Raw genomic sequence first — 11,191 nt, 5'->3', positions numbered from 1 at the left:
GGCGTCCCCGGCAGCGGATGCGTACTTTACGGATTCGCTGACGGGTTGGCAAGGGCTGTTTTGAAATAACTGTCAAAAAAGTGGAGAAAAGTACTATCTACTCGTTTTAGCCTTACGCATAACGGCTAATACAGGGCCTGAAGCCACGTAGGTACCAAACAGCAATAACAGCATCACTGAAGGCTCGACCGAGATCAACACAAACGCCAGCACTATGGCTAGCAGCACAACAAAAGGTACCGGCTTTTTAAAATCGAGATCCTTGAAGCTGTAGTAACGGATATTACTCACCATCAACACACCCGCCGCAGCTACTACTACTAACATCAATAGTTTGAAACCAAAGGCATCAGCATCAAAGCTATGGAACGTCCATACACTGGCCGCCACTAGCGCGGCTGCAGAAGGGCTCGGCAAACCGATAAACCACTTTTTATCAACACTACCAATTTGTACGTTAAAGCGCGCAAGGCGAAGCGCCGCGCAGGCAACATAGAGAAAGGCCACTACCCACCCCGTCTTACCGATGTCCTGAAGAATCCAGGTAAAGGCAACTAAGGCGGGCGCCATACCAAAGGAGACCATGTCAGCCAAGCTGTCGTACTCAGCGCCGAATTCGCTTTGCGTATTGGTCATACGGGCGACACGGCCATCCAGACCGTCCAGTACCATGGCAATAAAGATCGCAACGGCAGCCGAGGTAAACTCACCATTAATGCCCGCCACTACTGCAAAAAAACCGGCAAAAAGCGCCGAAGTGGTAAATAGGTTGGGCAGCAAATAGATGCCTCGACGGCGAATCTTTTTACCGTCCTCTACGGCCTCTTCGACTACTTCGGTTTCACGCAAAAAGGCAGCCGCCAAATCTTCATTGTCGCCCACGTCTGACTGATGAGCACTGTCTGGCTGCTCAGCTTTATCAGACGGAGCCGAGCCTGGCTGGCCTGGGTTTGACTGATCAGAGTTTGAGTGCTCTTGGTCGCGAGCGTCCTGTGTCATAGTTTTCATCCATTAAAAGAGAAGTCACGGGAACCGTAGTCGCTTTCATTCTACACGGTGAGTGCCACTCAGCCAGCCAATTGCTGCATTGATGCCCTGCGTGGCCTGCATCAACGAGCGCTAACAGGTTAATAACTAAAAAGCGCCGCTCCGGGAAAGAAGCGACGCTTATGTTTACATTTAAGTGCTGACTATAAAGGCTAAGTACTTTCGTGCTTAAAGCGACAACACCTTATCGCCCCGGGCAATACCCGAGACCCCAGTACGGGCGACCTCAAGAATACCCACCGGCGCCATGGCCTGAAGGAAAGCATCAAGCTTGCCCGCATCACCGGTGATCTGCACGGTATACAGGCTTGGCGTTACGTCGACGATCTGCGCGCGGAAGATATCCACCGTGCGCTTCACTTCATCACGCGCCGCGCCTAGCGCTTTCACTTTAACCAACATCAGCTCGCGCTCGATATGGTTGCCTTCGGTGAGATCCACCAGCTTAACCACATCGATCAGCTTATTGAGGTGCTTGGTGATCTGCTCGATCACCCGGTCATCGCCTATGGTAGTGACCGTTAAGCGCGAGAGCGACGGGTCTTCCGTAGGCGCCACGTTAAGCGTTTCGATGTTGAAGTTACGCTGGGAGAACAGCCCGACTACACGTGACAGCGCACCCGGTTCGTTTTCTAACAGAATCGAGATGATATGACGCATCAGGTACGCTCCGTTTTAGACAGCAGCATGTCGCGCATGGCACCTAACGGCACCTGCATCGGATAGACGTGCTCAAAAGGGTCGACCTTCACGTCAAGAAAGACCAGCTCGTGCTTATCAGCAAAGGCACGCTCCAGTGCAGGCTCCAATTCATCAAGCGTATTGACGGTAATGGCGGTAAACCCATACGCCTCAATCAGCATATGGAAGTCCGGCAGCGACTCCATATAGGAGTGCGCGTGGCGTGACTTATAGTTCAAGTCCTGCCACTGACGTACCATACCCAACGACGCATTGTTAAGGTTGACGATCTTAACGCCCACCCCGTACTGCTTACAGGTGGAGAGCTCCTGCATCATCATCTGGAAGCTACCTTCACCGGTGACGCACACTACGTCATCATCCGGGTAGTTCTGCTTGATACCCATGGCGGCGGGGAAACCAAAGCCCATGGTGCCCAAACCACCTGAGGTGATCAGTCGGTTGGGTTTATCAAACTTGTAGTACTGCGCTGCGAACATCTGGTGCTGACCGACATCGGTAGTCACGTAGGCTTCGCCTCGGGTTACCCGACAAAGCGCTTCAATAACTTCCTGTGGCTTAAGCGCTTCACCCACCTTGGAAGGCTCATAAAGCTTGCCTTCACGGTCGGCACGCCAGCCATCAATCTTTTCCCACCACTCAGTCAGTGCTTCAGGATGGGCAATTTTATGCCCCTGCACCAAACTGATCATCTCATTGATAACGCTGGAGGCCGGGCCCACGATCGGTACATCGGCACGTACCGTTTTAGAGATCGAGCTCGGATCAACGTCGACGTGAATGATCTTTGCTGTGGGACAGAACTTCGATGTGCTGTTGGTCACGCGGTCGTCAAAGCGCGCCCCAATGGCAATGATCAGATCGGCGTGGTGCATGGCCATGTTCGACTCATAAGAACCATGCATGCCCAGCCAACCCAAACATTGCCGGTCACTTTGAGGATACGCGCCAATGCCCATCAGCGTGGTGGTAATCGGGTAGCCCAACTGCTCGACCAGATCAGTCAAGCCTTCGCTGGCTTTGCCCGTGACCACGCCGCCACCGGTATAGAACACCGGGCGCTTGGCTTTGAGTATCATCTCAACGGCTTTTTTGATCTGCCCTGTGTGGCCACGCGTGACGGGGTTGTACGAGCGCATCTTGACCTTTTTCGGATAGATGTACTCATAACGCTCAGTGGGAGCCGTCATATCTTTTGGGATATCGACCACCACCGGGCCCGGACGCCCTGTAGCGGCTAAATAAAACGCCTTTTTGAGCACTTCCGGGATTTCAGACGGGTGACGAATCGAGAAGCTGTGCTTCACGATGGGCCGCGTCACGCCGACGATATCGGTTTCCTGGAAGGCGTCTTCACCGATCAGATGACTTGCCACCTGGCCACACAGCACTACCATGGGAATGGAGTCCATGTAGGCGGTGGCGATGCCGGTGACGGCGTTGGTGGCACCGGGGCCTGAGGTAACCAGTACGCAGCCGGGCTTGCCTGATGCACGGGCATAGCCATCGGCGGCGTGAGTAGCCGCTTGTTCGTGACGCACCAGAATGTGCTTCACTTTGTCCTGGCGGAAGAGTGCATCGTAAATATGCAGCGCTGCACCGCCGGGGTAACCATAAATGTATTCGATGCCCTCATCTTGCAAGAAGCGGGCGATCATATCTGCGCCGGAAAGCAGTTCCACTGTATTTCTCCCCTGGAGGTCTCGAGTGCGATCCGCAGGACATCCTGCGGTGTCGAGTGCGGCGGTATGCCGCTGCCGGCCCTTGCCGGCACCTGATGCCAAACCCTGGCAGATGGCCCGGTTAGGGCCTGCACTCTTGTCGGGAGAGGGTGCCTTATGTCGACATAAATCACCCGCTCCCTTACACGGCAGTTCGCCGTGTCGGGGCGTTGGCCAGGTTGGGCGGTTAGCCCAAGCCCGGAAGTCCTTCGGCGGGTAGAGGCTCTCGCCTACCCTTCGCGCGGGAATTAGGGGTTGCCCGTTGGATCCGCGCCCGCAAATCAGGAACTGACAAGATTCCATTAGCAGCCCCACCCTGTCAACCGCCATTACTCGCTGAATGCGCCCATGAGCCCCTTTTCGGCTCAGAGTTGCGGTAATCCAAATACGATTCTCGACGCACGAGACCAATGTCTAAGCCGAGAAATTCGCATATCGTCTGTGCGGCTGTGTAATATTTTAGGTGACACGATTCATCTAAAGTTTATTTCTGATACTCACAGCATTACCTGGAAGTGCAACTCCGAGGAAACATCGCCAGCATTTCCTTGCTTCTCATAGGCTTTCTAAATTCAGCCTATTTGGAGACGGTTAGCACTTATTAGGTGAATCGATTCATCAAACAACGAAGGGTCAGCCAACTGACCTACTACAGCAACAAGTAGCGCGAGGAAAAGCTCATGTCACGCATTGTGCAATGGTCCGTTACCGTGGCACTAGCCGGCTTCCTGTTCGGCTTTGATACGGCAGTAATTTCTGGGGCCGACAAGCCCATTCAAGCACTCTGGGGCCTCAGTGATCTGCAGCATGGTCTGTTGATCATGTCGATGGCTTTATGGGGCACTGTACTTGGCGCCATCTTCGGTAACTGGCCTACCGACCACCTTGGTCGACGCATGACTCTGCTGTTGATTGGTGTTCTGTACTTGGTATCGGCGATAGGATCCGCTGTGGCCACCGACCCCTGGGTCTTCGCCCTCTTCCGCCTCATCGGTGGCATTGGTGTGGGCGTCTCTTCAGTCGCCGCCCCGATTTATATTTCCGAGATTGCCCCACCTCGACATCGGGGTGTGCTGGTGGCCATGTACCAGTTCAATATCGTCTTCGGTATCCTCATGGCGTTCGTTTCCAACTATGTCATCGGCAGTATGATAGAGGGGGATATCGCCTGGCGCTGGATGCTCGGCATCGAGGCCATTCCGGCTCTGATTTATACTCTGATGATTACCCGTGTTCCGCGTAGCCCACGCTGGCTCATCCTCAAGCGCAATGACGTCAAAGAAGCAAGTCGCGTGCTGCGGATGATCGACCCAGACGTGGATGTTGATGCGGAAATTGCCACCATGCGAGCCGCCGAGAACGAGGAGCGCTCCGCTAATGCACGCTTCTTCTCTCGCCGCTATCGGCTGCCGATCCTACTTGCCTTTCTGATCGCCTTCTTCAATCAGTTATCGGGCATCAACTTCATCATCTACTACGCGCCACGCGTGCTTGAGGCCGCTCAGCTCGGCAGCCAAGCGGCACTGCTGTCCACCGCGGGCATTGGTTTAGTCAATCTGGTCTTCACCATGATCGGGATGTCGCTGATCGACCGGTTCGGACGGCGCACACTCCTGTTCATCGGTTCCGCAGGGTACCTGTTGTCATTAGTTCTGATCTCACGTGCCTTCTTTACCGATTCCCTGGGCGGTATCGAGGTGCCGCTGCTACTGGCCCTGTTTATTGCTGCCCATGCTATCAGTCAGGGGGCGGTGATCTGGGTCTTCATTGCAGAGGTGTTCCCCAACCATGTGCGTGCTCGCGGCCAATCCTTTGGCAGCTCAATCCACTGGGTCTTCGCAGCTTTGATTACCCTGGTCATGCCTTGGGTACTGGGCACTTTTAGTGGTGGCCCGGTGTTCGCCTTCTTCGCCATCATGATGTTGCTGCAATTAGTATTCGTGCTGATCCTGATGCCGGAAACACGTAATGTTTCTCTTGAAGAGCTGCAAAAACACTTGGTAGGTAACGACGTCAAACTACGCAGGGTTCATCTATCAGGCGCCCGAGTTAACGTCTGATAACCTCCCCCTAAGAGAAGCCAAAAAAAAGCCTCGCTAGCAAAGCTCGCGAGGCTTTTTACCTACTCAATTACCCGAAGTGACGGCTCAATTATGAGCTAAACACCAACTTACCCTCTTCTGCGTTGATATGGATGGTATCACCAGGGGCAAATTTGCCACCCAGCAGGTCTTGCGCCAGCGGGTTCTCGATACGGCTCTGAATCGCCCGCTTGAGTGGCCGCGCCCCGTACACGGGGTCGAAGCCCACCACCGCCAGTTGCGCCATGGCCTCTGGGCTGACCTCAAGTTTCAGGTCGTGTTCGGCAAGGCGCACTTTCAAACGCTCAAGCTGAATACCGGCAATGGCCTGAATCTGCTCTTGGCCCAGGGCGTGGAACACCACCACTTCATCGATGCGGTTAATGAGTTCAGGCCGGAAGTGGTTACCCACCACCTCCATGACCATGTTTTTCATCGACTCATAATCGCTATCTTTATCAGTACTAACGTCGCCCCCCATACGCTGGATAATGTCCGAGCCCATGTTGGAGGTCATCACGATCACGGTATTACGGAAGTCTACCGTGCGGCCCTGGCCATCGGTTAAGCGGCCATCTTCCAATACCTGCAGCAGGATATTGAAGACATCCGGGTGGGCTTTCTCCACCTCATCCAGCAGAAGCACCGAATAAGGCTTGCGGCGCACGGCTTCGGTTAGGTAACCACCCTCTTCGTAGCCGACGTAGCCAGGAGGCGCACCGATCAAGCGGGCCACGGAGTGCTTCTCCATAAACTCCGACATATCGATACGCACCATCGCCTCTTCGGTATCGAACAGAAAGTTCGCCAGCGACTTACACAGTTCGGTTTTACCCACCCCGGTGGGGCCGAGGAACAGAAACGAACCGTTGGGGCGATTAGGGTCAGAAAGCCCGGCCCTGGAGCGGCGTACCGCATTGGCCACCGCCTCAACGGCCTCATCCTGGCCAATCACCCGCTGGTGCAACGCCTCTTCCATACGCAGGAGCTTATCGCGCTCGCCTTCCAGCATTTTGGAGACCGGAATGCCCGTCCAGCGGGAAACCACCTCGGCGATCTCTTCTTCAGTGACGTTAGAACGCAGCAACTGATGGCTTGAGGTGTCCGCTTCACCTTCCCCGCTTTCGGCAATCTTCTTCTCCAGTTCTGGAATCTTACCGTACTGAATTTCCGACATCCGACCTAAGTCGCCCTGACGACGGGCCTGTTCAAGGTCAATGCGTGCCTGCTCAAGCTCAGCTTTAAACTGAGCAGCCCCTTGAATACTGGCTTTCTCAGCTTTCCAGATTTCATCAAGATCCGCGTATTCGCGCTCTAGCTCGTGAATCTGGGTATTGAGTGCCTCCAGGCGTTTTTTGGTGGCCTCGTCGGTCTCTTTCTTAAGCGCCTCACGCTCCATTTTGAGCTGGATCAGACGGCGATCAAGGCGATCCATCGCCTCTGGCTTGGAGTCCAGCTCCATACGAATCCGCGAGGCGGCTTCGTCGATCAGGTCAATGGCCTTATCGGGCAACTGACGATCAGTGATATAGCGGGTCGAGAGCTTGGCTGCGGCAATAATCGCCGAGTCGGTAATATCCACGCCGTGGTGCACTTCGTAGCGCTCTTTCAAGCCGCGCAGGATCGCCACGGTGTCCTCTTCAGAAGGCTCATCAACCAGCACTTTCTGGAAGCGGCGCTCCAAGGCGGCGTCTTTCTCAATGTACTTGCGGTACTCATCAAGGGTGGTCGCACCCACGCAGTGCAGCTCGCCGCGGGCCAAGGCGGGCTTGAGCATATTGCCCGCGTCCATCGCACCTTCGGCTTTGCCTGCGCCGACCATGGTGTGCAGCTCGTCAATAAACAGGATCACCCGGCCTTCTTCCTGGGAAAGCTCCTTAAGTACCGCTTTCAAGCGCTCTTCAAACTCGCCACGGAATTTGGCACCCGCCAATAGCGAGCCCATATCCAGCGAGAGCACGCGCTTCTCTTTTAAGCCTTCCGGCACTTCGCCGTTAACGATGCGCTGGGCCAACCCCTCGACAATGGCGGTTTTACCCACCCCCGGCTCACCGATTAACACCGGGTTGTTCTTGGTACGCCGCTGCAGCACTTGAATCGTACGGCGAATTTCGTCGTCGCGGCCGATCACCGGGTCGAGCTTGCCGTCCAGCGCGCGCTGGGTAAGATCCATGGTGTATTTATTGAGCGCTTCGCGCTGATCTTCGGCGTTGGCATCGTCGACGGTAGCACCGCCACGCAGGCTATTAATGGCGGCTTCAAGAGATTTACGGTTAATCCCCGCGTCTTTAAGCAGCTTGGTAATCGCTGAATTCATTTCCAGCGCTGCCAATAGAACGAGTTCACTGGCGATAAACTGATCACCGCGCTTCTGCGCTTCGCGATCGGTTAAGTTAAAAAGCTTGATGAAGTCCCGCGATGGCTGCACTTCGCCGTCGAACTGCCCCACCTTGGGTAGGTTATCCAACTGCTGCACCAACCCATCGCGCAGACGCGAAGGATTGCCCTCGGCTTTTTCAATCAGGGCTTTAATACCGGTGTCTTTGGTGTCAAGCAGGGCCAGCAGCAAGTGCGCTGGGTCTAGCTGATTATGACCGCGGCCAACGGCCAGCGACTGCGCTTCGGCAATCGCACTTTGAAGCTTGGCGGTAAATTTATCAAAACGCATGGAATTCCTCCTGGGGTAGCCGTGCGTTTGGACGCACCGCGTGACCCGATAACGTGTCATTAGACGTGCTAAATCACTATTAGCTTGACAAGTTAAATGGCGTCAGTTCCATGCTTTTCAAGAGGTGGCAGTGTAAACCGCTGACTTATGGAAGCTTTAATTCACATTAATTGATCCAGATCACGCTTGCCATTCGCCCGGTTTTGCCACCATCACGACGGAAGGAGTAGAAGCGCGACTCGCAGGCAGTACAGAAGTGGCCGCCGCTTATGTGATTGACGCCCAGTGCCTCTAACCGAAAGCGCGCCAGCCGGTATAAGTCGGCCATATAATGCCCCAACCGGTAAGGGCTATGGTCAAAGGCGTCAGCGGTATCCGGGTGAACGGCAACAAAGGCGCCGTAAACCTCAGGGCCAACCTCAAATTGAGCGTTGGAGATAGCAGGCCCTAACCACACCAGAATATCGTCTGGGTCAGTGTTCATCGCGGCAATGGTTGCTTCCAGCACACCGCCCGCCAAACCGCGCCAACCGGCATGAGCAACCGCCACCTGGGTACCCGCTCGATTGCAGAACATCACCGGCAGGCAGTCTGCCGTCAGTACGACGCAGGCGTACTCATTGGAGGTCGCAAGGGCTGCATCCGCGTCGGCAGCCTCGGGCTGATAACACTGCTGCACACGGGCGCCGTGGGTCTGGTTCAGCCACAACAGAGGCCGCTCATCGCCAATTTCCTTTTGCAGCAAACGACGACACAACGCCACATGGTCAGCATTATCGCCGACATGGGAGGCGGTATTGAAAGCGGCAAAATCACCCTGGCTAGGCCCCGATTCACGGGTCGTCACAAAGGCACGCACGTTGGTCGGCGCTGGCCAGTCGGGCACTAAAAGCGTTGGCCGTAAATTAATGGCATCGCTCATCGCATAGTCTCATTATCTTCGCGCAGGTAATCCAACAACATTAACAAATCATCAGGGAGGTCTGCCTGAAACGTTAATGTTTCGCCGCTTACCGGATGTTTGAAAATCAACTTACGCGCGTGAAGGGCCTGACGAGGGAACTCACGCAGGATCTCTTTCAGCGGCTCAGCAGCCCCCGGTGGTAATTTGGCACGACCACCATACATGGGGTCACCAATTAACGGATAGCGAGCATGGGCCATGTGCACGCGAATTTGGTGGGTACGTCCCGTTTCCAACTTACAGCGCACATGAGTGTGAGCACGGAAGCGCTCAACCACGCGAAAATGGGTAATGGCAGGTTTACCCGAAGCCGTCACGGCCTGGCGTTTACGGTCTTTAGGGTGACGACCAATGGGTGCGTCAATGGTACTACCCGACACCGGCTTACCAATCACCACAGCATCGTACTGACGCGACACACTGCGCGCCTGCAACTGTTCAACCAGAGCCGTTTGGGCGGGCAGCGTTTTCGCTACCATCATCAAACCGGTCGTATCTTTATCCAAACGGTGAACAATGCCAGCCCGGGGCACTTCGGCAAGCGACGGCTGGTGATGCAGTAGTGCATTCAATAGTGTGCCATCCGGGTTGCCTGCGGCAGGATGCACCACCATACCGGCAGCTTTGTTGATGACCATCACCGTGTCGTCTTCGTAAACGATATCCAGCGCAATGTCCTGGGCTTCAAAGCGCGTATCGTCTTCGATGGTGGCCTGAAGCGCCAACACTTCATGGCCATGCAGCTTGGCTTTCGGCTTGGCTTGCGCGCCGTCCACCGTCAACTCACCAGCGTTAATCCACGCTTTTAAGCGTTCGCGGGAGTAATCGCTGAACAACTCAGCCGCCGCTTGGTCTAATCGCGCACCGGCCAACGTAGCGGGCACGCGCTGCGTGTCTTCAACTGTTCGAGACATGAAAAACCTCTTTTTAGACGCAAAAACCCCCAGCCCTGACATGGAAAAATAAGCTGTGACGACACCCGACGAAACGTCGCTAAGCCTGCGTTTTGAGCCGAGGTGTTTTATAGTGGGCGGACTGCGACCTATTCTACCATTTCTACTTATGGCCATCGTCGCTTTTTGGTGATCGAGGCTTGTTTGCAACGAGGATGATGATGCGCGTTATTTCAGCTGCCAACCGCTTTGGTGCTCTAGCCCTAAGCCTTGCCCTTCTAGCGGGCTGTGCGAGTAACGATACAAGTGAAGAAGAGGACGATGAATTTGCTGGGGTTCAGGAGCGTGAGCTCTATGAGCTGGCCCGCACAGCCCTCGACAGCAACCGCTACCCGATTGCGATAGAGCGTTTAGAAGCACTCGATACCCGCTACCCGTTTGGTGTCCATGCTGAGCAAGCACAGCTCGAGCTGATCTATGCCTACTATGAAAACAGCGATTGGGAAGAAGCCCGGGCAGCTGCTAGCCGCTTTATTCGCCTTCATCCTGACCATCCCCAGGTGGATTACGCGTACTACCTGCGTGGTCTTTCCGCCTGGCAAGCAGGCCGCTTCAGCCTGGAGCGCCTACGCCTGATTGATATTTCCAAGCGTGATTTGGGCGCTTCCCGTGATGCCTACAATGACTTCCGCGAGCTGATTCAGCGTTATCCGCAGAGTGAATACGCTGCTGATGCCCAGCAGCGTATCGTCTACTTACGTGAGTTGATGGCCCGCCATGAACTGCACGTTGCCGATTACTACCTGCGCCGCGGCGCTTATCTAGCAGCGGTTGAACGCGGCCGCTGGGTAATCGAAAACTACCCAGAGTCGAACGCTACCCGGGATGCCCTAGCCACCATGGTGGAAGGCTATCAAGGCCTAGACATGGATGACCGCGCCAATGAAGTCCTCGCAGTACTGCGCGAGAACGCGCCTGATCATGAGCAATTGCAGGGCAGCCGCTTTGTTCCCAAGCATTTAGGTCAAAATGATTAAACCATTGCGAGCTTTCAATCGCTAAAAGCTGTACAACACTTACCTACCAAACCACGCCTCGGCGTGGTTTTTTTTTTT

The 11,191-nt window shown here is 54.9% G+C and carries 8 protein-coding genes; 2 read left to right on the top strand and 6 right to left on the bottom strand.

The window, feature by feature from the left end; translation table 11 throughout:
• Nucleotides 1-93 precede the first annotated feature (93 nt).
• The 3 genes from pssA to HALA3H3_RS12905 form a co-directional block, all read right to left on the bottom strand.
• Nucleotides 94-999 (bottom strand): CDP-diacylglycerol--serine O-phosphatidyltransferase, encoded by a 906-nt coding sequence (gene pssA / locus HALA3H3_RS12915; RefSeq protein WP_022522025.1) that lies wholly within the window; start codon nucleotides 997-999, stop codon nucleotides 94-96.
• A gap of 216 nt (nucleotides 1,000-1,215) precedes the next feature.
• Nucleotides 1,216-1,707 carry an acetolactate synthase small subunit gene (gene ilvN / locus HALA3H3_RS12910; RefSeq protein ID WP_009287561.1) on the bottom strand — a complete coding sequence of 164 codons (492 nt, stop codon included), beginning with the start codon at nucleotides 1,705-1,707 and terminating at the stop codon, nucleotides 1,216-1,218.
• Nucleotides 1,707-3,431: an acetolactate synthase 3 large subunit gene (locus tag HALA3H3_RS12905; protein ID WP_053856978.1), complete on the bottom strand. Its 1,725-nt coding sequence runs from the start codon at nucleotides 3,429-3,431 to the stop codon at nucleotides 1,707-1,709. Before HALA3H3_RS12905 ends, ilvN begins: the two co-directional genes overlap by 1 nt.
• A gap of 719 nt (nucleotides 3,432-4,150) precedes the next feature.
• Between HALA3H3_RS12905 and HALA3H3_RS12900 the strand changes: the two genes are divergently transcribed.
• Entirely contained in the window at nucleotides 4,151-5,530 is a 1,380-nt protein-coding gene (locus HALA3H3_RS12900) for a sugar porter family MFS transporter (protein ID WP_022522022.1), read from the top strand.
• Between the two features lie 91 nt (nucleotides 5,531-5,621).
• On the opposite strand, the gene clpB is transcribed toward HALA3H3_RS12900, so the two are convergent.
• The 3 genes from clpB to rluD form a co-directional block, all read right to left on the bottom strand.
• The gene (clpB, locus tag HALA3H3_RS12895) at nucleotides 5,622-8,219 is read right to left on the bottom strand and encodes an ATP-dependent chaperone ClpB (RefSeq protein WP_022522021.1); all 2,598 of its coding nucleotides are present in this window, start codon (nucleotides 8,217-8,219) and stop codon (nucleotides 5,622-5,624) included.
• A 166-nt stretch (nucleotides 8,220-8,385) separates the two neighbouring features.
• Nucleotides 8,386-9,141, bottom strand: coding sequence for a peptidoglycan editing factor PgeF (gene pgeF / locus HALA3H3_RS12890; RefSeq protein ID WP_009287557.1), 756 nt, complete (start codon nucleotides 9,139-9,141; stop codon nucleotides 8,386-8,388).
• The gene (gene rluD / locus HALA3H3_RS12885) at nucleotides 9,138-10,097 is read right to left on the bottom strand and encodes a 23S rRNA pseudouridine(1911/1915/1917) synthase RluD (protein ID WP_009287556.1); all 960 of its coding nucleotides are present in this window, start codon (nucleotides 10,095-10,097) and stop codon (nucleotides 9,138-9,140) included. Before rluD ends, pgeF begins: the two co-directional genes overlap by 4 nt.
• 200 nt (nucleotides 10,098-10,297) lie before the next feature.
• Between rluD and HALA3H3_RS12880 the strand changes: the two genes are divergently transcribed.
• A complete protein-coding gene (locus tag HALA3H3_RS12880) occupies nucleotides 10,298-11,113 on the top strand; it encodes an outer membrane protein assembly factor BamD (protein ID WP_022522020.1) in 816 nt (271 codons plus the stop codon).
• The last annotated feature ends 78 nt before the right edge of the window (nucleotides 11,114-11,191 follow it).

It is taken from the genome of Halomonas sp. A3H3 (genome assembly GCF_000982975.1).
GTDB lineage: Bacteria > Pseudomonadota > Gammaproteobacteria > Pseudomonadales > Halomonadaceae > Vreelandella > Vreelandella titanicae.
The sequence above is the reverse complement of the archived record's forward strand: the minus strand, read 5'-3'. Positions and strand labels throughout refer to the sequence as shown.